At 71.8% G+C, this 22,269-nt stretch carries 21 protein-coding genes and 1 pseudogene; all 22 read right to left on the bottom strand.

Annotated elements, in window-relative coordinates; all coding sequences use genetic code 11:
* The 22 genes and pseudogenes from trpC to pyrR all read right to left on the bottom strand — a co-directional run bounded on the left by trpC (window position 1) and on the right by pyrR (window position 22,225).
* Window positions 1-774, bottom strand: coding sequence for an indole-3-glycerol phosphate synthase TrpC (gene trpC / locus ASL10_RS05825; protein WP_056045286.1), 774 nt, complete (start codon window positions 772-774; stop codon window positions 1-3).
* A pseudogene (locus tag ASL10_RS05830) lies at window positions 775-990 on the bottom strand (DUF6704 family protein); the annotation flags it as partial.
* Window positions 991-1,134: 144 nt separating this feature from the next.
* Window positions 1,135-1,779 (bottom strand): Trp biosynthesis-associated membrane protein, encoded by a 645-nt coding sequence (locus ASL10_RS05835; protein WP_056045290.1) that lies wholly within the window; start codon window positions 1,777-1,779, stop codon window positions 1,135-1,137.
* Entirely contained in the window at window positions 1,779-3,311 is a 1,533-nt protein-coding gene (locus ASL10_RS05840; protein WP_369794370.1) for an anthranilate synthase component I, read from the bottom strand. Before ASL10_RS05840 ends, ASL10_RS05835 begins: the two co-directional genes overlap by 1 nt.
* Window positions 3,304-3,720, bottom strand: coding sequence for a phosphoribosyl-AMP cyclohydrolase (hisI, locus tag ASL10_RS05845; protein WP_054146066.1), 417 nt, complete (start codon window positions 3,718-3,720; stop codon window positions 3,304-3,306). Before hisI ends, ASL10_RS05840 begins: the two co-directional genes overlap by 8 nt.
* A 76-nt stretch (window positions 3,721-3,796) precedes the next feature.
* Window positions 3,797-4,603: an imidazole glycerol phosphate synthase subunit HisF gene (hisF, locus tag ASL10_RS05850; protein ID WP_056045295.1), complete on the bottom strand. Its 807-nt coding sequence runs from the start codon at window positions 4,601-4,603 to the stop codon at window positions 3,797-3,799.
* A 2-nt stretch (window positions 4,604-4,605) separates the two neighbouring features.
* Window positions 4,606-5,445: an ATP phosphoribosyltransferase gene (hisG, locus tag ASL10_RS05855; RefSeq protein WP_056045298.1), complete on the bottom strand. Its 840-nt coding sequence runs from the start codon at window positions 5,443-5,445 to the stop codon at window positions 4,606-4,608.
* Window positions 5,446-5,509: 64 nt separating this feature from the next.
* On the bottom strand, window positions 5,510-5,773 hold the full coding sequence (locus tag ASL10_RS05860; RefSeq protein ID WP_043592769.1) for a phosphoribosyl-ATP diphosphatase: 264 nt from the start codon (window positions 5,771-5,773) through the stop codon (window positions 5,510-5,512).
* Window positions 5,770-6,435 carry a ribulose-phosphate 3-epimerase gene (gene rpe, locus ASL10_RS05865; RefSeq protein ID WP_056045300.1) on the bottom strand — a complete coding sequence of 222 codons (666 nt, stop codon included), beginning with the start codon at window positions 6,433-6,435 and terminating at the stop codon, window positions 5,770-5,772. Before rpe ends, ASL10_RS05860 begins: the two co-directional genes overlap by 4 nt.
* Window positions 6,436-6,444: 9 nt before the next feature.
* Entirely contained in the window at window positions 6,445-7,815 is a 1,371-nt protein-coding gene (locus ASL10_RS05870; RefSeq protein WP_056045302.1) for an RsmB/NOP family class I SAM-dependent RNA methyltransferase, read from the bottom strand.
* Complete coding sequence (gene fmt / locus ASL10_RS05875) at window positions 7,812-8,801, bottom strand: methionyl-tRNA formyltransferase (protein WP_082460228.1); 990 nt, start codon at window positions 8,799-8,801, stop codon at window positions 7,812-7,814. Before fmt ends, ASL10_RS05870 begins: the two co-directional genes overlap by 4 nt.
* A gap of 15 nt (window positions 8,802-8,816) precedes the next feature.
* A complete protein-coding gene (locus ASL10_RS05880; RefSeq protein ID WP_235452478.1) occupies window positions 8,817-10,892 on the bottom strand; it encodes a primosomal protein N' in 2,076 nt (691 codons plus the stop codon).
* Between the two features lie 2 nt (window positions 10,893-10,894).
* Complete coding sequence (metK, locus tag ASL10_RS05885; protein WP_056045305.1) at window positions 10,895-12,127, bottom strand: methionine adenosyltransferase; 1,233 nt, start codon at window positions 12,125-12,127, stop codon at window positions 10,895-10,897.
* A 120-nt stretch (window positions 12,128-12,247) separates the two neighbouring features.
* Window positions 12,248-12,514 (bottom strand): DNA-directed RNA polymerase subunit omega, encoded by a 267-nt coding sequence (gene rpoZ, locus ASL10_RS05890; protein ID WP_056045308.1) that lies wholly within the window; start codon window positions 12,512-12,514, stop codon window positions 12,248-12,250.
* Between the two features lie 77 nt (window positions 12,515-12,591).
* Window positions 12,592-13,506 carry a guanylate kinase gene (gmk, locus tag ASL10_RS05895; RefSeq protein ID WP_056045311.1) on the bottom strand — a complete coding sequence of 305 codons (915 nt, stop codon included), beginning with the start codon at window positions 13,504-13,506 and terminating at the stop codon, window positions 12,592-12,594.
* Window positions 13,494-14,348: an orotidine-5'-phosphate decarboxylase gene (gene pyrF / locus ASL10_RS05900; protein WP_056045314.1), complete on the bottom strand. Its 855-nt coding sequence runs from the start codon at window positions 14,346-14,348 to the stop codon at window positions 13,494-13,496. The genes gmk and pyrF overlap by 13 nt, the downstream gene beginning before the upstream one ends.
* Window positions 14,345-17,620, bottom strand: coding sequence for a carbamoyl-phosphate synthase large subunit (gene carB / locus ASL10_RS05905; RefSeq protein ID WP_056045319.1), 3,276 nt, complete (start codon window positions 17,618-17,620; stop codon window positions 14,345-14,347). The genes pyrF and carB overlap by 4 nt, the downstream gene beginning before the upstream one ends.
* Entirely contained in the window at window positions 17,620-18,804 is a 1,185-nt protein-coding gene (gene carA, locus ASL10_RS05910) for a glutamine-hydrolyzing carbamoyl-phosphate synthase small subunit (protein WP_056045322.1), read from the bottom strand. The genes carB and carA overlap by 1 nt, the downstream gene beginning before the upstream one ends.
* A complete protein-coding gene (locus ASL10_RS05915; RefSeq protein ID WP_056045324.1) occupies window positions 18,797-19,318 on the bottom strand; it encodes a hypothetical protein in 522 nt (173 codons plus the stop codon). The genes carA and ASL10_RS05915 overlap by 8 nt, the downstream gene beginning before the upstream one ends.
* Entirely contained in the window at window positions 19,315-20,682 is a 1,368-nt protein-coding gene (locus tag ASL10_RS05920) for a dihydroorotase (RefSeq protein WP_056045327.1), read from the bottom strand. Before ASL10_RS05920 ends, ASL10_RS05915 begins: the two co-directional genes overlap by 4 nt.
* Window positions 20,679-21,635: an aspartate carbamoyltransferase catalytic subunit gene (locus ASL10_RS05925; protein WP_056045330.1), complete on the bottom strand. Its 957-nt coding sequence runs from the start codon at window positions 21,633-21,635 to the stop codon at window positions 20,679-20,681. Before ASL10_RS05925 ends, ASL10_RS05920 begins: the two co-directional genes overlap by 4 nt.
* Window positions 21,632-22,225, bottom strand: a complete 594-nt coding sequence (gene pyrR, locus ASL10_RS05930) for a bifunctional pyr operon transcriptional regulator/uracil phosphoribosyltransferase PyrR (protein ID WP_056045333.1) — start codon at window positions 22,223-22,225, stop codon at window positions 21,632-21,634. The genes ASL10_RS05925 and pyrR overlap by 4 nt, the downstream gene beginning before the upstream one ends.
* Window positions 22,226-22,269 lie beyond the last annotated feature (44 nt).

The raw sequence follows: 22,269 nt of genomic DNA on the forward strand, positions 1-22,269 counted from the left end.
TCAGACCTCCAGGAAGCGGGTGATGGCGTCGGCGGGGTCGCCGTGGGTCACGAGGGCTTCGCCCACGAGCACGACGTCGGCACCGGAGCGACGGTAGTGGGCGACGTCGTCGGGCGACGAGACCGCCGACTCGGCGACGCGGGTGACGCCCGTCGGAATCGAGTGCGACAGGCGACCGAAGAGGTCCCTGTCGAGTTCGAAGGTCGTGAGGTCGCGGGCGTTGACGCCGAGGACGGTGGCACCGGCGTCGAGGCCGCGCGACACCTCGTCGGCGGAGTGCGCCTCGATGAGGGCGGTCATGCCCAGTTGCCTCACGAGGTCGTGCAATTCGAGGAGGCGGGGCTGTTCGAGCCCGGCGACGATCAGCAGCACGAGATCGGCACCGGCCGCCCGGGCCTCGAACACCTGGTACGGGTCGGCGATGAAGTCCTTGCGGAGGACGGGCACGTCGACTGCGGCGCGGACGGCCTCGAGGTCGGCGAGGGAGCCCTTGAACTTCCGGCCCTCGGTGAGGACGCTGATCGCGCTCGCTCCCCCGGCCGCGTAGGAGCGGGCCAGAGACGCCGGGTCGGCGATGGTCGAGAGGTGGCCTCGTGACGGGCTGGCGCGCTTCACCTCGGCGATGACCTTGACGCGGTCGCCGGGGGCGAGGGCGGTGCGGGCGTCGAGTGCGGGCTCACGAGAGAGCGCCGCTGCCTCGACGGCGGCGAACGGGAGGGACTCGCGGCGTGCTGCGGCGTCGGCCACGGCACCCGCGTAGAGGTCGTCGAGCACCTAGTTGTGGGCCTTCGGCACGTAGCGGTGACCACCGACGCCGTAACCGGCCTTCTTGAGCACGAGACCGACGATCAGTCCGACGACGACCAGGCCGGCCGACGCCCAGACGATCCACGGGACGTCGAGAAAGAAGGCCAGCGTGCCGATGGCGAAGCCGACCAGCATGATGACGACGGCGGTCCAGGCGGCGGGCGAGTTGCCGTGCCCGAGGTCGTCGGCCGTCTCGGTGTCGCGGCCCTTCGAGCCGGAGTCGACCTTCGCGGGGGCGTTCGCGAGGGGCGCGTCGCCACCGGACGGGGTGCTCGTCGTGTTCGTGCTCACAGTGCTCCTTGGATCAGGTCGGTACGAGGGCTGAGTCTACCGGGTACGACCCGGCTCGGTGGGGCCCGACCCGCCCCCGTCGAGCTGCGCCGGGTCGTCGGTGGGATCGTCGCCGCCCGACAGCGCGTCCCAGGCGGCCGCCGGATCGGCCGAGGGATCCGCGGCGACCAGTCGCGTGGCGGAGTACTTGCGGGTGGCCTGGGGCCAGGCGCCCGCGAGGAGCGCGGTGGCGACTCCGAGGAGCGCGGCGAGGACGCCGGCCACGAGCCCGAGCCAGGGCCAGGCCGTGGGCTCGACCGAGGAGACGATGGCCCGGATCGAGTCGGTGCCGTCGACGCCCGTGGCGGTCGTCACGGCGCTCCCCGAGGCGCGCACGGGGTCGGCCAGGGCGGTCGACGTCGTGACGACCACGCTGACGCCCAGTGCCACCTGGAGAACCCCCAGGACGACGCGGAAGACGCGGCCGGCGATCGTGAGCGCCCCGAAGAGCGCCAGGCTGGCCAGCGACAGGGCGGACAACGGCGCACCGGCGACGTCGCCGGCGACGTCGAGCGGGAGGTCTCCGCCCTGCGGGGAGGCGACGACGACGTGGAACCAGTCCTGCGTCCAGGACAGCAGGGCGAGTCCCGCGAGCAGGATGCCCCCGAGGATCGTCGTGAGCTTCAGGCGACGAACGGGCATCAGCGGAGCCGTGCCATGGCGTTCGCGACCGCGACGGCACGCAAGGGGGCCGCGGCCTTGTTGCGCGCCTCCTGGTTCTCGGCGACCGGGTCGCTGTCGGCGACGAGACCGGCACCCGCCTGCACGCGGGCCACGCCGTCCTGCAACAGGACGGTGCGGATCGCGATCGCGACGTCGGCCGAGCCGGCGAAGTCGAAGTAGCCGACCACTCCCCCGTAGACGCCCCGCTGGGCGGGCTCGAGTTCGTCGATGATCTCGAGGGCCCGGGGCTTGGGAGCACCCGACAACGTGCCGGCCGGGAAGGTGGCACGGAACGCGTCGATGGCGTCCTTGCCGGGAGCGAGGTCGCCCTCGACGCTCGAGACGAGGTGCATGATGTGGCTGAACCGTTCGACCTGCATGAACTCGGTGACCTCGACGGTTCCCGGCGTGCACACCTTGAGCAGGTCGTTGCGGGCGAGGTCGACGAGCATGAGGTGCTCGGCGCGTTCTTTCTCGTCCGAGGCGAGTTCGTCGGCGAAGCGCTGGTCCTCGTCGGGCGAGGCTCCGCGGGGCTTCGACCCGGCGATGGGATGCGTGTAGGCCCGCCGGCCGTCGACCTTGACCAGCGCCTCGGGCGACGAGCCCACGATGGTGTACGGCCGGCCCTGCACGTCGTCGAGGGTCACCAGGTACATGTACGGGCTCGGGTTGAGCGTCCGCAGCACCCGGTAGACGTCGAGCGGCTCGGCCGTGACCTCGTGGTCGAAGCGCTGGGAGACGACGACCTGGAAGACGTCGCCGTCGTGGATGAACTGCTTCGACCGCCGGATCGCGTGCGCGTACTCGTCGTCGGTCGAACGGCGGGTCGGCGTGGCCTCGATCGTCAGGTCGACGTCGGACAGGAACGCCTCGCTCGGGGCCGCGAGTCGGGATTGGAGGTCGTCGAGTCGGGACTGCGCGTCGGCCCACAGGACGTCGGGCTCGTCGGTTCCGTCGTTCAACGCGGTGGCGACGAGCAGGACGGCACCCGTGCGGTGGTCGAGGGCCACGAGCTCGGACACGAAGCTGAGCGCCTGGGAGGGCACCGTGAACTCGGCCGGCGGCGCGTCGGGAAGGTGTTCGAGCTCGCGCACGGCCTCCCAGCCGATGAACCCGACGAGGCCGCCGGTGAGGGGCGGCATGCCGTCGATGCGCGGGGTCGCCCACCGGTGGTGCAGGGCGGAGAGCACCTCGAGGGGACGGCCGACGGCATCGCCCAGCGCCCGGTCGCGGTCGATGCCGTAGTCGATCCAGCGGGCCTCGCCGTCGTCGGTCGTGAGCACGCCGAACGACGAGACGCCGACGAAGGACCACCGGGACCAGATCCCGCCCTGGGCCGCCGACTCGAGGAGGAAGCTGCCGGGCCTGCCGTCGGCGAGCTTGCGGTACACCCCCACGGGCGTCTCGCCGTCGGCGAACAGGTCGCGGACGACCGGGACGACCCGGTGCCCGGCCAGCCGCTCGTCGAACTGGGCCCGGGTCGTCGAGGTGCGGATCGGGGCGTCAGCCACGGAGGCCTCCGGTGGGGTCGGTGTCGCCGGACGGCAGGGACGAGGAGGCGGTGGCCGGCTCGAGCGGGTCGACCTCGAAACAGGAGTGCGAGCCCGTGTGGCAGGCGGCGCCGATCTGTTCGACCGTGACGAGCAGCACGTCGTCGTCACAGTCGAGGGCGGCGGCGCGGACGAACTGCGCGTGACCGGACGTGTCGCCCTTGCGCCAGTACTCCTGTCGAGAGCGGGACCAGAAGGTGACGCGCCCCTCGGTGAGGGTGCGGCGGAGCGCCTCGGCGTCCATCCACCCCATCATGAGCACGTCTTTCGTGCCCTCTTGTTGGATGATGGCGGGCAGCAGGCCCGACGCGTCGAACCGGGCACGGGCGACGACGGGCTCGACCGTCTCACGCGTCAGCTGGTCGGTCATGGTGTGCTCCTCGATGCGATGCGATGCGATGCGATGTCGGCTGGTCGGCTGCGGCCCGGTGCGGTGACGGCCCGCCTCAGCGGACGACGGCCCCCGACCGGGCCAGCTCGTCCTTGACCTGGCCGATGGTGAGTTCGCCGTTGTGGAAGACCGACGCCGCGAGCACGGCGTCGGCACCCGCCTCGATGGCCGGGGCGAAGTGCTCGAGCCGACCTGCCCCTCCGGACGCGACGACCGGCACCCGGCTGAGCTCGCGAATGGCGCGGACGAGTTCGAGGTCGAAGCCCTGCTTGGTGCCGTCGGCGTCGATCGAGTTGACGAGCAACTCACCCGCCCCGCGTTCGATGGCCTCACGCGCCCAGGCGAGCGCGTCGAGGGTCGTCTCGGTGCGACCGCCGTGGGTCGTGACGACGAAGCCGGAGGGGGTGCCGCTCGAACGCTTGACGTCGAGCGAGAGGACGACCGCCTGGGCTCCGAACCGGTCGGCGATCTCGCCGATCAGGTCGGGCCGCGCGATGGCGGCGCTGTTCACGCCGATCTTGTCGGCCCCCGCCGCCTGCAGCCGGGCGACGTCGTCGGTGGTGCGCACGCCGCCCCCGACCGTCAGCGGGATGAAGACCTGCTCGGCCGTCGCCCGGACGACGTCGTAGGTGGTCGACCGCTCGTCGACCGTGGCGGTGACGTCGAGGAAGGTGATCTCGTCGGCACCCTGCTCGTAGTACGTGCGGGCCAGCTCGACCGGGTCGCCCGCGTCGCGCAGGTCGAGGAAGTTGACGCCCTTCACCACGCGGCCGGCGGCCACGTCGAGGCACGGGATGACCCGGACGGCGAGGGAGGCGTCGGCGGCGACCGCGCCGGGGACGACCGCGTCGTCGGCGGTCACGGCTACAGCCTCGCGGCGTGGATCGGGCTGACCAGGATCGCCCGGGCGCCGAGGTCGTAGAGGGCGTCCATGACCTGGTTGGTGTCGGACCGCGGGACCATCACGCGGACGGCTGCCCAGTCGCGGTCGTGCAGCGGGGAGACGGTGGGCGACTCCATGCCGCCGGCGACGGCGGTCGCGGCGTCCAGCTTGTCGACCGGGACGTCGTAGTCCATGAGGACGTACTGCCGGGCCACGAGGACGCCCTGCAGGCGACGGTGGAGGACCGCCAGACCGTCCACGTCGGCGTCGGACGAGATGAGGACGGCCGTCGATTCGAGGATGACCGGCCCGAAGATCTCGAGCCCGGCCGCCCGCAGGGTCGCACCGGTCGACACGACGTCGGCCACGGCGTCGGCGACGCCCAGCTGCACGGCGCTCTCGACCGCTCCGTCGAGCGGCACGAGGGTCGCGGTCACGCCGTGGCTCTCGAGGAACGAGCCGACGAGGCCGGCGTAGCTCGTCGCGACCCGGGTGCCCTGCAGCTGACGGAGGTCGGCGAAACGGCCGGGAGGGCCCGCGAAACGGAAGGTCGAGCCGCCGAAGTCGAGGGGTGCGACCTCGTGTGCGGGCGAGTGCGAGTCGAGCAGCAGGTCGCGACCCGTGATGCCCACGTCGAGGGCGCCCGACCCCACGTAGGTCGCGATGTCGCGCGGGCGGAGGTAGAAGAACTCGACGCCGTTGCGCGGGTCCTCGACGTGGAGGGTCTTGGGGTCTCGGCGACCGGTGTAGCCGGCCTCGGCGAGCATGGCGGAGGCGGTCTCGCTGAGCGATCCCTTGTTGGGCACTGCGACGCGGAGCATGGGGTTCTCTGTCTGCTGGGGTGCCGCGCGAGCGGCGTGACGAACGGGGGTGACGGAGGCCGACTCAGAGATGTCGGTAGACGTCGGCCGGGGTGATGCCCTTGGCGATCATCATGACCTGCAGGTGGTAGAGCAGCTGGGAGATCTCTTCGGCGGTCGCGACGTCGCCCTCGTACTCGGCGGCCATCCAGACCTCGGCGGCCTCTTCGACGATCTTCTTGCCGATCTGGTGCACGCCGGCGTCGAGTTCGGCCACGGTGCCCGACCCCTCGGGCCGGTCGCGGGCCTTGTCGCTGAGCTCGAGGTACAGGTCGTCGAAGGATTTCACGACGTCAAGGCTACCGTCGCGGCGGCGGCCCGGAGTGCAGCGATGTTGTCGACGGGCGACCCACCGTAGACTGCGGACCCGGCGACCACCGTGTCGGCACCGTTCTCGACGGCCGTGACGATGGTCTCGGTCGTGATGCCGCCGTCGACCTCGAGCCACACGTCGAGCCCGGAGGCGCGCACGGCCTCACGGGCACGGGCCAGCTTGGCCATCGTCTCGGGCATGAAGGACTGCCCGCCGAAGCCCGGCTCGACCGTCATGACGAGGATCATGTCGTACGCGTCGAGGGTCTGGAGGTAGGGCTCGAGGTCGGTGCCCGGCTTCACGGCGACGGAGGCGCGGGAGCCGTTGCTGCGGATGGCCTGCGCCGTCGAGACGGGATCGGACGCCGCCTCGGCGGAGAAGGTCACCGAGAAGGCGCCCGTCTCGGCGTAGCGGGGTGCCCAGCGGTCGGCGTCGTCGATCATCAGGTGCAGGTCGAGCGGTACGGGGCTGACCTCGCCGAGACGCTGCACGACGGGGAGTCCGAGGGTGAGGTTGGGCACGAAGTGGCCGTCCATCACGTCGACGTGCACGAGGTCGGCGGTCGAGATGCGCTCGAGGTCGCGCTCGAGGTTCGCGAAGTCGGCCGAGAGGATGCTGGGGCTGATGCGGATCGACACGGGACGAGCCTACCGTCCGGCACGTTTCTCGATCAGGGCGACGAACATGGCGTCGGTGCCGTGACGGTGCGGCCAGAGCTGGACGAACGGTGCCGACGCCAGGTCGACGGCGCGGCCGGCGATGCGCTCGACGCCGGCCGTCGCGTCGAGCAGGACGAGATCGTCGTCGCGGCCTCGGAGGCCCGCCTCGACGACTCCGCGCGTCTCGGCCGTGTGCGGGGAGCAGGTCACGTAGGCCAGGACCCCCCCGGGCGCCAGCGCGTCCAGGGCGCTGGCGAACAGGCGCGACTGGAGGGCCGTGAGCTGACCGACGTCGGCCGGCTGCTTGCGCCACCGGGCCTCGGGTCGCCGCCGCAGGGCCCCGAGGCCGGTGCAGGGCGCGTCGAGCAGGATGCGGTCGAAACCTCCTGGCCGTTCCGCCCCGAAACGGGTGGCGTCACCCTCGAGGACCTCGACGTCGCCCGGGACGGCCTCGAGCGCCTCTCGGACGAGCCCCGCCCGTGCCGGGACGAGCTCGTTGGCGACGAGGTGGGCACCCGCCCGAGCGGCCTCGGCACCGAGCAGGGCGGCCTTGCCGCCGGGTCCGGCGCACATGTCGAGCCACCGTTCTCCGGGTGTGGCGGGGCGGTGTCGACTGAGGAGGAGCGCGGCGAGCTGCGACCCTTCGTCCTGCACGCGGGCACGCCCCTCGCGGACGGCCGTCTGCTGGGCCGGATCGCCCCCACCACTCGTCGCCGCCAGTGGCGACAGGCGCCCGCTCGGGGCGCCGAGCTCGGACACCTCGGCGAGCCCCGGCAGGGCGACGAGGCTGACCTTCGGGGCGTCGTTGTCGGCCGACAGCAGATCGACGAGCTCGCCCTCCCGCCCCTCGGCGGCCAGCGAACGACGGAACGCCCGCACCACCCAGGCGGGGTGCGACCACTCCGCGGCCAGACGGTCGTCGTCCCCGGTCGTGTCGGCGAGGACGCGCTCGCGCCACTCGTCGGGCGTGGACCGTGAGATGGTGCGCAGCACGCCGTTGACGAATCCAGTGCCCGATCGGCTGCCCACCTGACGTGCGAGCTCGACGCTCTCGTCGACGGCCGCGTGGACCGCCACGCGCGTCGAGAGGAGCTGGTGCGTGCCGAGGCGGAGGACGTCCAGGAGTGCCGGGTCGATCGCGTCGGTGCCCCGACGGGCGGCCAGCGCGATGACGCGGTCGTAGTAGCCCCGGAGGCGCAGGGTGCCGTAGGTCAGTTCGGTCGCGAGCCCTGCGTCCTGGGCTCCGAGACGGGCCCGGACGATGCGCTGCGGCAGCAGGAGGTTGGCGTAGGCGTCGTCCTGCTCGACGGCCCGGAGGACGTCGAGGGCGACCTGGCGGGCGGGTTGGACTCGGCTCATGAGGTGCTCTTCGGGTCGGTGTCGGTGGTGATGTCGATGTCAGCCGGGACGGGCGGGGTGGGCGGGGTCACGCGACGGTCGACCCCGCGGGGCAGCCCCCGCCACCAGTCGGCCGCCGACATCTCTTTCTTGCCCGCCGGTTGCACCCGGACCAGCTCGACGGGCGAGGAGGCGGTGCCCAGCAGCACACGGCGGCCCCGGGACTCGAGGCGACCGGCCTCGAGAGGTGCCTCGTCGGTCGACGTCGTCCGCGCCTCCGTGATCTTGAGGCCCGAGCCGTCGAGGTCGACGCGGGCGCCGGGCTCCGGCGTGACGCCTCGGAAACGGGCGATCACCTCGGTCGCCGGTCGCGAGGCGTCGAGGACGCCGTCGGCGAGGGTCAGCTTGGGGGCGAGCGTGACCGCGCCGGTCTGGGGCGTCGCCGTGGCCGTGCCGTCGGCGAGGCGGTCGACGACGTCGACCAGCAGGCCGGCACCGGAACGCGCGAGCTCGGCGAGGAGCTGGCCTGCGGTCTCGGTGCCGTCGAGGAGGCGCTCGAGGGTGCCGTAGACGTCCCCCGCGTCGAGCTCGGGGACGAGCTGGAACACCGCGGCGCCCGACACGGCGTCGCCCGCCATGAGCGACCGCTGGACGGGGGCGGCGCCGCGCCAGGCGGGGAGGAGGGAGAAGTGCAGGTTGACCCAGCCGAGCCGGGGGGCGCCGAGGAGGGGCTCGCGGAGCAGGGCTCCGTAGGCCACGACGACGCCGAGGTCGGGATCGAGTCCCGTGAGCTCGGCCGTGACCTCAGGCGTGATGCGGCGGGCCTTGACGACGCGGAGACCGAGGCGGTCGGCCTCGACGGCGACGGGGGTGGGGGTCAGGACGCGTCTGCGTCCCTGCGGGGTGTCGTCGCGGGTCAGCACGGCGACGACCTCGTGAGGACCGTCGGCGAGGGCGGTGAGCGAGGGCACGGCAGCGGCGGGGCTGCCGGCGAAGACGAGGCGCATGGGGTTCCTGGCGGGTCAGTCGGCGAACGGCTCGACGTCGTCGAACCGCACTCTGAGTGTAGGGACGGCCCGCGCACGCTTCTGACCGAGCGCCTTGCGTCGGTCCGTGGCCGCCCAGATGACCTGGGAGCGGAGAGCCAGCGCCACGTCGTGACCACGCGAGTAGTCGAAGCGGACGATGGCGCGGACGCCGGCGGACTCGACGTCCACCGGACCGAGGGTCTCGGCACGGACCTCGTCGGGCAGGTCGTCGAGCGCACGCGCGACGGTGTCGACCGTGCCGGTCACGGTGGCCACGCGGACGGCCGGGGGGAAGCGCAGGACGCGACGGTCGGCGAGCTCCGAGGAGACGAAGCGGGCGAGCTCCCACGTCGCGAGGGCGGAGGCGATGGCGCCACCCACCCCGACCAGCACGACCGGGGCGCGACGTGCGGCCAGGGCCGTGGCGTTGGCCCACCAGCGGAGGCAGTCCTCCGCGACGCGGAGGCTCTCTCGGGCGAGCATGCGCTCACCGTCGAGCAGCAGCACGGCTCGGTAACCGCCGGGGGCGATCGGCTCGGCCCCGCGGGTCGCGACGACGATCGCCGGGTCGGCGTCGACGTGGGTCAGGGCCCTCGCGCCGTCCGAGACGATGACGCGCACCCCGGGGAACGCCTTGCCGAGTTCGTCGGCCGTCCGCGACGCGCCGGTGCCGACGGCCCGCATGCGCGTTCCCTCGCAGGTGCGGCAGTGCCACGAGACGGCCAGGGCGCCACACCAGGCGCAGGCCGGGGTCGCCCCTCGCTCGCGTTGCTGGAGGGGGCCGTTGCACCGCAGGCAGCGGGCCGTGTCGCCACAGTCGACGCAGGCCAGGCGTGGCGAGTAGCCGGGCGAGGCCACCTGGATCAGGACCGGTCCGTGCTCGACCGCGGCCCGCGCCTCGGCGTAGGCCGAGGAGGGGATGCGGGCCTGCGCGGCGAATCCGTCCGTGGCGGCCTGACGGACGGTCGGCACGACCCGGGGCTGGTAGCGCGGATCGGGACGCACCTCGGCCAGGAAGCCGATCTCGACCAGGCGCTGCACGTCGGTGCTGCGGGAGTGGCCGAGGAACACCAGGGCGCTGTCTTGTTGGGCCTGCCGGAGCAGCGCGGTGTCGCGGGCGTGCACGTACGGGGCGAGCGGCTCGCCGAAGGACGGGTCACCGTCGTCGAACACCACGACGACCCCGAGCCTGGCCGAGGGGGCGAGCAGGACGGACCGGTTGCCGACGACGACCACGGGCTCGTCGCCTCGGGCACGGAGGAGCGCTCGGTAGCGGTCGGCGTTCGACTGTCGGGAGTCGAGCCGGACGACGCGGTCGGGCGGGAGGACGGCGGCGAGGGCCTGGAGGACGTGCTCTTCGTCGCGGTAGTCGGGGACGGCGACCACGGCGTTGTCGCCCGCGCCGACGGCGACCGCAGCGAGCTGGGCGGCCGTGAGGGCCCAATGACCCACCCATGCCCCGTCGGGCAGTTCGACCAGCAGCGGAACGGCGTCGACCGCCGCGCGACCGCGGGCCGCAACGAGCCCGGCGAGGTCGGTCGACCGATAGCCGACGACGACCGGGACGGGTTCGGGGTGGGCGTCGGCGTCGTGGTCGGGAGTCGAGGGTGCCACGGGAGCCACGGTCGGGGCAGTGGGGCCGGTGGGGCCGGTGGCCGGTGAGGACGAGTTGTCGGCGGCGGCCAGGTGGGCCTTCTCGACCCGGACCTGACGCGGTGGGATCGCGAGCCGCACGACGTCGCTGGCCGATCCGCCGGCCCGGTCGGCCACGGCGCGCGCGAGGCGCCACACCTCGGGTGCCAGGACCGACACGGTCGACACGACGTCCTCGATCTCGGACAGGTCGCCGCCGTGCTCGGACGACGACGCGACCTCGACGACGAAGCCGTCGGCGATGCGCCCGGCGGAGCGGAGCGGAACCTTGACGCGGATGCCCGGGGCGATCTGGTCGCGCAGCCGCTCGGGCACGGCGTAGTCGAACAACCGGTCGAGTTGCGGCAGCGGCGATTCGACCATCACCCGGACGACGCGCGGCACGCTGTCGACGGGGACGTCGGCGACCGCCGCCACGGTCAGAGCCCGGCGGCGGCCCGGAGGGCGTCGACGCGGTCGAGCGCCTCCCAGGTGAAGTCGGGCAGGTCGCGACCGAAGTGGCCGTAGGTCGACGTCGCCGCGTAGATCGGCCTCAGCAGGTCGAGGTCGCGGATGATCGCCGCCGGGCGGAGGTCGAACACGCTCTCGATGGCGGCCGTGATGACGTCGTCGCCGACGTGCCCGGTGCCGAAGGTCTCGACGTAGAGGCCGACGGGTGCGGCCCGCCCGATCGCGTAGGCCACCTGGAGTTCGAGCCGGTCGGCGAGGCCCGCGGCGACGGCGTTCTTGGCCACCCACCGCATGGCGTACGCGGCGGACCGGTCGACCTTCGAGGGGTCCTTGCCCGAGAACGCGCCCCCACCGTGACGGCTCGCCCCGCCGTAGGTGTCGACGATGATCTTGCGGCCGGTGAGTCCGGCGTCGCCCTGCGGGCCGCCGATCTCGAACCTGCCGGTCGGGTTGATGATGAACCGGGTGTCCGTGGACGAGAACCCTGCCTCGTCGAGGACGGGGCGGATGACGTGCTCGATGACGTCGGACTCGAGCTGAGCGCTCGAGACCGCAGGCGAGTGCTGGGTCGACAGGACGACGGTGTCGACGGTCGTGGGCACGACCCCGTCGTAGCCGACCGTCACCTGCGTCTTGCCGTCGGGCCGGAGGTAGTCGAGGGTGCCCGACTTGCGCACGGCCGCCAGTCGCTCGGCGAGCCGGTGGGCCAGCCACACGGGGAGCGGCATGAACTGGGGGGTCTCGTTGGTGGCGTAGCCGAACATGATGCCCTGGTCGCCGGCACCCTGGCGGTTGAGCAGGTCGTCGTCGCCGCCACGCGCCTCGAGGGCGGTGTCGACGCCCTGGGCGATGTCGGGCGACTGGGACCCGATCGACACCTCGACGCCGCAGGTACGGCCGTCGAAGCTCACGGCCGACGAGTCGTAGCCGATGCCCACGATGAGGTCGCGCACGATCGTGGGGATGTCGACGTAGCCCTTGGTGGTGACCTCGCCGGCCACGTGCACGAGTCCCGTCGTGACCATGGTCTCGACCGCGACCCGGCTGGCGGGGTCGACAGCCAGCAGCGCGTCGAGGATGCCGTCCGAGATCTGGTCGCAGATCTTGTCGGGGTGGCCCTCGGTGACCGACTCGGAGGTGAAGAGTCGAAGGGAGGTCGATGCCGTCGGGGCGGGGGCGGTCGTCGTGTCGGTCGGGGTCACGGTGTTCCTCTGGGTGTCGTTCTGGGTGGGGACGCGATGAGGCCCCGCGGGATGGACTCCCGGGGGCCTCGTCAGATGATAGGACCGACCACCGTCAGAGGGGCTGGTCGTGTCGCCCCGCTACTCGGAGGGGACGGCGAGCGGCTTCACCTCGAGCTTGTCCTCGTTGATCTCGTGCATCGCGACCGACAGGGGCTTGTCGTCGATGGAGCTGTCGACCAGGGGGCCGACGTTGTCGAACAGGCTGCCCTCGTGCAGGTCGGCGTAGTAGTCGTTGATCTGACGCGCGCGCTTGGAGGCGAAGATGACGAGTGCGTACTTCGACTCGACCTTCGACAGCAGCTCGTCGATGGGGGGATCGATGATGCCCTGGTTCTTGTCGGCCATTGGTTGCTCCTCGTGTCGATGGGGGACGGTGCCGGCTCCGCTCGGGACGAGCGTGGGCACCAAGATGGGGGCGCGGGTCACGCGCGGGTGCGGCCCGGTTCGGGCGCAGTCATTAATTCTACGACCTCCCGGGCCGCTTCGGCCACGTCGTGGTTCACGACACGCGCGTCGAACTCGTCCTGGGCGGCCAGTTCGACCTTCGCGGTCTCGAGTCGGCGTTGCTGTTCGGCAGCGTCCTCGGTACCCCGACCGATGAGTCGACGGACGAGTTCGTCCCAGGTCGGGGGCAGCAGGAACACGAGCACGGCCTCGGGCATCGCGGCCCGGACGAGTCGAGCGCCCTGCAGGTCGATCTCGAGCAGCACGCTGCGCCCCTCGTTCAACGCGGCGTCCAACGGAGGGCGGGGCGTGCCGTAGCGGTACGAGTTGTGCACCGTGGCGTACTCGAGCAGTTCGCGGTCGCGGATCATGCGGTCGAACTCCGCGTCGTCCACGAAGTAGTAGTGGACCCCGTCGACCTCGCCGGGTCGCGGGGCACGGGTCGTCGCCGACACGCTGAGATGCACGTCGGGGTAGTTCTCGCGGATGTAGGTCGAGACCGTGCCCTTGCCCACGGCCGTGGGGCCCGCCAGGACGACCAGCCGGGACCGGAGGCGCCCCTTCGACTCGCGGACGGCCAGCCAGTCGCCGAGGATGCGGCGTTGCCTCACCCCGAGTCCGCCGACGCGCTTCGACTCGGCGATGCCGAGCTCGGTCATGATGCGGGCGACGCGGGTCGGACCGATGCCCGGGATGCTGGTCAGGAGTTCGCGGACCCTGAGCGACCCCTCGGGGCTCGTGGGTTCACCGGCCCAGGCGGACTCCGCGACGTCGAGGGCGCTGCGGGTCCGGGAGGCGACGGCGTTCTTGACGGCGGCGCGACCGCGACGCGCGGCCACGGCGGCTCGGGCCGCCGCGGCACGGTCGACGGGAGGCGGGGTCAGACGAGGCACGAACGCACCTCGTCGGCATCACGACGGACCGCGTCGGCGAACCCTTCCGGACCCGCCGAGAGGAGGGCTCGGGAGGCGGAGACGAGCACGGCACCGGCCGCGGGGCCGAAGAGCCGCGGCAGGTCGGCATAGGTCGCGCCCTGGTGGCCGAACCCCGGGGCGAGCACCGGCGTCGTCGTCAGTCGGGCGGCGTCGATGCCGTAGTCGTCGAGGTCGACGGTCGCGCCGAGCACGAGGCCGACGCTGCCGAACGGAGCGTCGCCCGCCGTCTGGTTGTCATGGAGCACGTCGTCGACGATACCGCTCGCGACGGTGCCCTCCGCGCCGTGGTCGTCCGTCCGGACGGCCGTCTGGGTGGCGAGGGCCTCGACGTTGGACGTCGCGGCCAGCACGAAGACGCCGGCGCCGACGGCCCGTGCCCGGGTGACCAGTCCGGTCATGGAGTCGAAGCCGAGATAGGGCGAGACCGTCAGCGCGTCGACCCGCAGCGGTGACGACGCGTCGAACCAGGCCTCGCCGTAGGCGTCCATCGTCGAGCCGATGTCGCCCCGCTTCGCGTCGCCGATCTGCACCAGGCCCCGCTCGCGACCGGCCTCGAGGACGTCTTCGAGGGCTGCGAACCCCGCGGAGCCCCACCGTTCGAAGAACGCGACCTGCGGTTTCACGATCGTCGCCGAGCCGACCAGACCGTCGAGGACGCGTAGGCCGAACTCACGGACACCCGAGGCGTCGGACGGCAGGCCCCACTGGTCGAGGAGATAGGGATGCGGATCGATGCCGACGCAGAGCGGACCGGTCGCGGCGAAGGCCGCCGCGAGCCGGTCGCCGAACGACGAGCTCACCGTCGGGCCGCCCGGGCGAGGCCGTAGTCCTGCAGGCTCGTCACCTCGAGGTCGCTCTGGACGGCCTCGATCGAGGCGACGGCCGCACCGAGCTGGGCGATGGTCGTGAAGAGCGCCTTGTCGGCTGCGACCGTCGCCGCACGGATCTCGTAGCCGTCGGCCCGGGCGCTCGAGCCGCTCGGGGTGTTGATCACGATGTCGACCTCGTCGGCGTTGATCAGGTCGACGACCGAGTGGCCTCCGGCGCTGAACTTGTCGACGGTGTCGGCGTGGATGCCGTTGCGGACGAGGACGGTGGCCGTCCCCTCGGTCGCCAGGATGCGGAAGCCGAGCTGCTGGAGGCGCAGCACCGGCAACACGATGGCCCGCTTGTCACGATCGGCGACGCTGACGAAGACGGTGCCCGAGGTGGGGAGGCCGCCGTACGCCGCCGTCTGGCTCTTCGCGAACGCCCGGGGGAAGTCGCGGTCGATGCCCATGACCTCGCCCGTGGAACGCATCTCGGGGCTGAGGACGCTGTCGACGACCTGGCCCTCCTTCGTGCGGAACCGCTTGAAGGGGAGCACGGCTTCCTTCACCGAGATCGGCGAGTCGAGGGGGACGTCCGAGCCGTCCTGCTCCGGCAGCAGGCCGGTCTCCACGAGGTCGCGCACGCTGTGGCCGACCATGATGAGCGAGGCCGCCTTGGCCAACGGGATGCCGAGGGCCTTCGAGACGAAGGGCACCGTGCGGCTCGCCCGGGGGTTGGCCTCGATGACGTAGAGCACGCCGGCCGCGATCGCGAACTGCACGTTCAGCAGACCGGACACGCCGATGCCCTTCGCGATGGCGAGGGTCGCGTCGCGGACGCGGTCGATCTCGCCCTTCCCGAGCGTGACGGGCGGAAGGGTGCAGCTCGAGTCACCGGAGTGGATGCCAGCTTCCTCGATGTGCTCCATGATGCCGCCGACGTAGAGCTCGGTGCCGTCGTAGAGCGCGTCGACGTCGATCTCGACGGCGTCGTCCAGGAACCGGTCGACCAGCAGGGGTGCCTCCGGTCCGATGATGGCCTGGTCGGCGACCCGCTCGAAGTAGTCGGCGAGCGAGGGGCTGTCGTAGACGATCTCCATGCCGCGGCCACCGAGCACGTACGACGGGCGCACCAGCACCGGGTAGCCGATCTCTTCGGCGACGGCGACGGCGCTGTCGTAGTCGGTCGCCGTGCCGTTGCGCGGCGCGAGCAGGCCGGCGGCGTCGAGGATGCCCTGGAAGAGGCCTCGTTCTTCGGCCGAGTCGATCGCGTCGGGCGTCGTGCCGAGGATGGGCACGCCCGCGGCCTCCAGGCCCTTCGACAGGCCGAGGGCCGTCTGGCCGCCGAGCTGCACGACGACGCCGACGAGCTCGCCGCTGGCGCTCTCGGCGTGGACCACCTCGAGGACGTCCTCGAGGGTGAGCGGCTCGAAGTACAACCGGTCGCTCGTGTCGTAGTCGGTCGACACCGTCTCGGGGTTGCAGTTGATCATGATCGTCTCGAACCCGGCGTCGCTCAGGGCGAAGCTCGCGTGGACGCACGAGTAGTCGAACTCGACGCCCTGCCCGATGCGGTTCGGCCCGGAGCCGAGGATGATCACCTTGCGGCGATCGCTGGCCACGACCTCGGTCTCGGCGTCGTAGCTCGAGTAGTGGTACGGCGTCAGCGCGGGGAACTCCCCCGCGCAGGTGTCGACGGTCTTGAAGACGGGACGCACGTCGAGGGCGTGCCGGTGATCGCGGACCTGCTGCTCGGAGAGACCGCGCAACTGGCCGATCTGGTCGTCGCTGAAGCCGTGGTCCTTCGCGAGCACGAGCACGTCCGCGTCGAGCTCGGCCGCCGCGGCGACCTGCTCGGCGACCTCGTTGATCAACACGACCTGGTCGATGAACCAGGGGTCGATCTTCGTGGCGTCGAAGACCTGCTCGGCGGTGGCGCCGGCCCGCAGGGCCTGCTGGACGGTGACGATGCGGCCGTCCGTGGGCGTCGACGACAACGCGAGCAGCGCCTCCTCGTCTCCGGGCTCGCCCTGCCAGTGGAAGCTCGAGCCACGCTTCTCGAGCGACCGGAGCGCCTTCTGCAGCGCCTGCGTGAAGTTGCGGCCGAGGGCCATGGCCTCGCCCACGCTCTTCATCGTCGTGGTCAGCGTCGTGTCGGCCGCCGGGAACTTCTCGAAGGCGAACCGGGGCACCTTGACGACGACGTAGTCGAGCGTCGGCTCGAAGGAGGCGGGGGTCACCTTCGTGATGTCGTTCGGGATCTCGTCGAGACGGTACCCGAGGGCGAGCTTCGCCGCGATCTTGGCGATCGGGAAGCCGGTCGCCTTGGACGCCAGGGCGCTCGAGCGCGACACGCGGGGGTTCATCTCGATGACGATGACGCGGCCGTCCGCGGGGTCCACCGCGAACTGGATGTTGCAGCCGCCCGTGTCGACGCCCACGCGACGGATGATGTCGATGCTGATGTCGCGCAGGTTCTGGTACTCGCGGTCGGTCAGGGTGAGCGCCGGGGCGACGGTGATCGAGTCGCCGGTGTGGACTCCGACGGGGTCGACGTTCTCGATCGAGCAGACCACGACCGTGTTGTCGGCCGTGTCCCGCATCATCTCGAGCTCGTACTCCTTCCAGCCGAGGATGCTCTCCTCGAGGAGCACCTCGGTGGTCGGGCTCTGGTGCAGGCCGTCCGTGACCATGCGGACGAGCTCGTCACGGGTGTAGGCGAAGCCCGATCCGAGCCCGCCCATGGTGAACGAGGGCCGGATGACCAGCGGGTACCCGAGGTCTTCGGCGTACTCGACGGCCTGGTCGACCGTCGTGGCGATGTACGACTTGGCGACGTCGGCACCGGACTCCAGCACGAGCTTCTTGAAGAGCTGGCGGTCCTCGCCCTTCTGGATGGCCTCGACCTTGGCGCCGATCAACTCGACGCCGTGCTTGGCGAGGATGCCTTCTTCGTCGAGGGCGATGGCGGCGTTCAGGGCCGTCTGCCCGCCGAGGGTGGGCAGGATCGCGTCGGGGCGCTCCTTCACGATGATCGCCTCGAGCACCTCGGACGTGATGGGCTCGATGTACGTCGCGTCGGCGAAGTCGGGGTCGGTCATGATCGTGGCCGGGTTCGGGTTGACGAGGATGACCCGGACCCCTTCTTCACGCAGCACGCGGCACGCCTGGGTGCCCGAGTAGTCGAACTCGGCCGCCTGGCCGATGACGATCGGCCCGGAGCCGATCACGAGGACGGAGTTGATGTCGTCACGCTTGGGCATCAGTTGCTGCTTTCGATGTCGGAGCCGAAGTCGACGGCCTGGCCGTTCGTGCGGGCGACGACCGCCTCGCGGAAGCGGTCGAAGAGGTGGTTGCTGTCGTGGGGGCCCGCGGCGGCCTCGGGGTGGTACTGCACCGAGAACGCGGGGATGTCGAGGGCACGGAGGCCCTCGACGACCTGGTCGTTCAGGCTGTAGTGGCTGACCTCGACCCGACCGAAGCCGGCCGGGGAGTCGAGGACGCCGTCGATGGGTGCGTCGACCGCGAAGCCGTGGTTCTGGCTGGTGATCTCGACCTTGTTCGTCGTCTTGTCGAGCACGGGTTGGTTGATGCCACGGTGGCCGAAGGGCAGCTTGTACGTGCCGAATCCCAGGGCCCGGCCGAAGAGCTGGTTGCCGAAGCAGATGCCGAAGTAGGGCAGCCCGTCCCGCAGGGCACCCTGCAGCAGTTCGACCTGGGAGTCGCTCGCCGCCGGGTCGCCCGGGCCGTTCGAGTAGAAGAGCGCGTCGGGGGCGAGGGCACGGAGCTCGTCCAGGGTCGTGGACTGCGGCAGCACGTGCACCTCGAAGCCGCGCTGCGCCAGGTAGCGGAGCGTCGAGGTCTTCACGCCCAGGTCGAGCACCGCGACGGAGCCGATGCGGTCGCCCTCGGCGTGCAGGACGTACGGCTCGACCGTCGACACCTGGCTCGAGAGGTTGAGGCCGCGCATGTCCGCCCCGGCGGTGACGAGGGACAGCTGCTCGTCGGGGTCGAGCTCCGCGTCGGGACCGCTGAAGACCCCGCCCTTCATCGAGCCGACCTCGCGCAGACGGCGCGTGACGGCGCGGGTGTCGATGCCGCGGATGCCGACGATGCCGTCGGCGACGAGCTGGTCGTCGAGGCTGCCCTGCGCCCGGTGGTTCGAGACCACCCGGCTCGCGTCCCGCACGACGTACCCGGCGACCCAGATGCGGCGTGACTCGGGGTCGGTGTCGTTCACGCCCGTGTTGCCGATGTGCGGTGCCGTCATGACGACGATCTGCCCGGCGTACGACGGGTCGGTGAGGGTCTCCTGGTAGCCGGTCATGCCGGTCGCGAAGACGACCTCGCCGAGGGTGCGTCCGACGGCGCCGTAGGCACGGCCCGTGTACCGGGTGCCGTCGGCGAGGACCAGCACGGCCCTCTCGGTGGTGGCGGCGTCAGTCAATGGTCTTCTCCTTGGTGGTGCCGGCCCCGGGGGCCGTGGGGACGAGGGGGCGGATCGCGGCGACGACGGGTGCCGGGTCGTCGGTGATGCGCAGGTAGGTGTCGAGGTCGACGTCGCCGAGGCGCCAGCCGACGAGGACGAGGCCGTCCCGCTCGACGACGCGGTCGATGGTCCAGGTCGCACGGTCGACGCCCCGCAACGAGGAGGCGCGGATCAGCACGGCCGGTTCGCCCGCGATCTCCAGGCGCACGCCCTCGGCGTGGACGGACACGATCGCCCGACCGCGGAACCCGAGGCCGTGCACGACGACGCGGTCGAGCGGGTCACCGCCCCGTGACGTGGCGACGTAGAGGGCATCGACGGCGAGGACGGGGGCCGAGAGGTCGTCGGGCGCCCGGTCGGGGGCGGGGATGTCGGACTGACGCCGCCCCCTGGCGCGCCAGGACCGGGCCATCAGACCGATCAGCAGTCCGACGCCGACGAGGATGAGCGCGGCGATGATCCACTGGCTCATCGGGCGGGCGTCCCCTCGGAGGCGAGGGCGGCGGCGCTGTCGACGAGTCGAGCCGCGTGGGCGACGACCTCGCTCTCGACGACGTGCCCGTCGACCACCGTCGCGTAGCCCTGGTGGAAGGTCGCCCGCACCCGTCCGGGCAGGACGCGACCGAGGTAGGGCGAGTTGCGGCTCTTGCCCGCGAGGTGCTCGGTCGAGAACGTGCGGGTCACCCCACGATCGTAGAGCGTGAGCTCGGCGGGCTCGCCCACGGCGAGGGGACGACCGTGGCCGGCGACCTGCCCGATCTCGGCCGGGGCGATCGACATGACGCGGGCGACGTCGGCCCAGCCGACGAGCCCCGTGTCGACCATCGTGTGGTGGACGACCGACAGGGCCGACTCGAGGCCGACCATGCCGTTCGCGGCGGCGTCCCACTCGCAGCACTTGGCCTCGGACGTGTGCGGGGCGTGGTCGGTGGCCACGATGTCGATCGTGCCGTCGGCCAGGGCGGCACGCAACGCCTCGACGTCTTCCGAGCGACGCAGCGGCGGATTGACCTTGAACCGTGAGTCGTAACCCGACACGAGGTCCTCCGTCAGCAGGAGGTGGTGCGGCGTCACCTCGGCCGTGACCTCGATGCCGCGCGACTTGGCCCAGCGGATGACCTCGACGCTGCCCGCCGTCGACACGTGGCAGACGTGCAGCCGGGCGCCGACGTGGTCGGCGAGCAGGACGTCGCGGGCGATGATGGCCTCTTCGGCGACCGCGGGCCAGCCTCCCAGGCCCAGTTCGGCCGACAGTGCGCCCTCGTTCATCTGGGCGCCCTCCGTGAGCCTCGGCTCCTGGGCGTGCTGGGCGAGGACTCCCCCGAACCCCTTGATGTACTCGAGGGCCCGACGCATCAGCAATGGGTCGGCGACGCAGGAACCGTCGTCGGAGAAGACCCGGACGGCGGCCCGCGAGCGGGCCATGGCACCGATCTCGGAGAGGTGGGTCCCCTTCAGCCCCTGGCTCACGGCGCCGATCGGGCGGACGGTCACGAAGCCGGCCCGCTCCCCCAGCGCCTGCACCTGTTCGACGACCCCCGCGGTGTCGGCCACGGGTGACGAGTTGGCCATCGCGTTGACCGCGGTGTACCCGCCGGCGGCCGCTGCGCGCGATCCGGTCAGGACGGTCTCGCTGCCCTCTCCCCCCGGCTCGCGCAGGTGGGTGTGGAGGTCGACGAGGCCGGGGAGCAGGAGCAGGCCGTCGGCGTCGGTGACCGTCGCACCGGCGGCGGTCAGGCCGGTGCCGAGTTCGGCGACGACGCCGTCACGGACGACGACGTCGGTGCGGGTGCCGTCGACGGTCTCGGCGCCCCGGATGAGGTGGGTGGTGGTCACGATGCGTCCTCCCGGTCGCCGGCGAGGGTGAGGTAGAGCACGGCCATGCGGACGGCCACGCCGTTCGTGACCTGCTCACGGACGGTGGACCGCGGCGAGTCGGCGGCCTCGTCGCTGATCTCGAGGCCTCGGTTCATCGGGCCGGGGTGCATGACGAGCGTGGACTCGGGCAGAGCCCGGAACCGCATCGCACCCAGCCCCCAGGACCGGGCGTACTCGCGGGGGTTGGGGAAGAACGCGTCGTTCATGCGCTCCTGTTGGATGCGCAGCATCATGACGACGTCCGGTCGCACCTCGGCCAGGGCCTCGTCGAGGTCGTAGCGGACGGAGACGCCGAAGCGGCTGACGTCCACCGGGATCAGCGTGGGAGGCGCGACCACCGTGACGTGCGCCCCGAGCGTCCGCAACAACCACGCGTTGGAACGGGCCACCCGCGAGTGCAGGATGTCACCGACGATCATCACCTCGACGCCGTCGAGGTCGCGCCCCCGGCTCGCCGCGCCGTGGACGCGCCGGCGGATCGTGAACGCGTCGAGCAGGGCCTGCGTGGGGTGTTCGTGGGTGCCGTCGCCAGCGTTGACGATGCCGGCGTCCACCCAGCCGCTGTCGGCCAGCACACGAGGTGCGCCGCTCGACGGGTGGCGGATCACGATGCCGTCGGCCCCCATGGCGGCGAGGGTCTGGGCCGTGTCCTTCAGGGACTCGCCCTTGGAGACGCTCGACCCCTTGGCGGCGAAGTTGATGACGTCCGCACTGAGCCGCTTGGCGGCGGCCTCGAACGAGATGCGCGTACGGGTGCTGTCCTCGTAGAACAGGTTGACGACCGTGATGCCGCGGAGCGTCGGCAGCTTGCGCACCTCGCGGGTGGCGACGTCCGCCATGTCCTCCGCGACGTCGAGGACGCGGATCGACTCGTCGCGCGAGAGGTCGGCGGTGCTGAGCAGGTGCCTCATCGGTTCGCCCCCGGGGTGGTGACGGGCGCGGAGGCGGCCCCCGCGCCTCCTGCGGTCGTGGCGTCGTCGATGGCGACGAGTTCGTCGTCGTCGACGCCGTGCAGCCGAACGAAGATGCGTTCGACGGTCGAGGTCGGCAGGTTCTTGCCCACGAAGTCGGCACGGATGGGCAGCTCTCGGTGGCCTCGATCGACGAGGACCGCGAGGCGGACGGCCCGGGGTCGGCCGATCGAGCTCAGGGCGTCCAACGCGGCACGGATGGTACGGCCCGAGTAGAGGACGTCGTCGACGAGGACGACGGTCTTGCCGTCGATGCCGCCGGAGGGCACCGAGGTGGGTCGGGGCGACCGGGTGGGCTGGCGCCGGAGGTCGTCCCGGTACATCGTCACGTCGACCGACCCCACGGGAACGGTGCTGCCCGAGATGGACGAGAGGGTCGCGGCGAGCCGATCGGCGAGCACGACCCCCCGCGTCGGGATGCCCAGGACGACCAGGTCGTCGGCACCTTTGTTCGACTCGAGGATCTCGTGCGAGATGCGCGTGAGGGCACGCGCGATGTCAGCCTGACTCAGCACGGTACGGGTGCTCAATCGGACCTCCTTCCCCGCCTCTCGGGACGGAATTTAAAGGATGT

This window comes from Frigoribacterium sp. Leaf8, assembly GCF_001421165.1.
Taxonomy (GTDB): domain Bacteria; phylum Actinomycetota; class Actinomycetes; order Actinomycetales; family Microbacteriaceae; genus Frigoribacterium.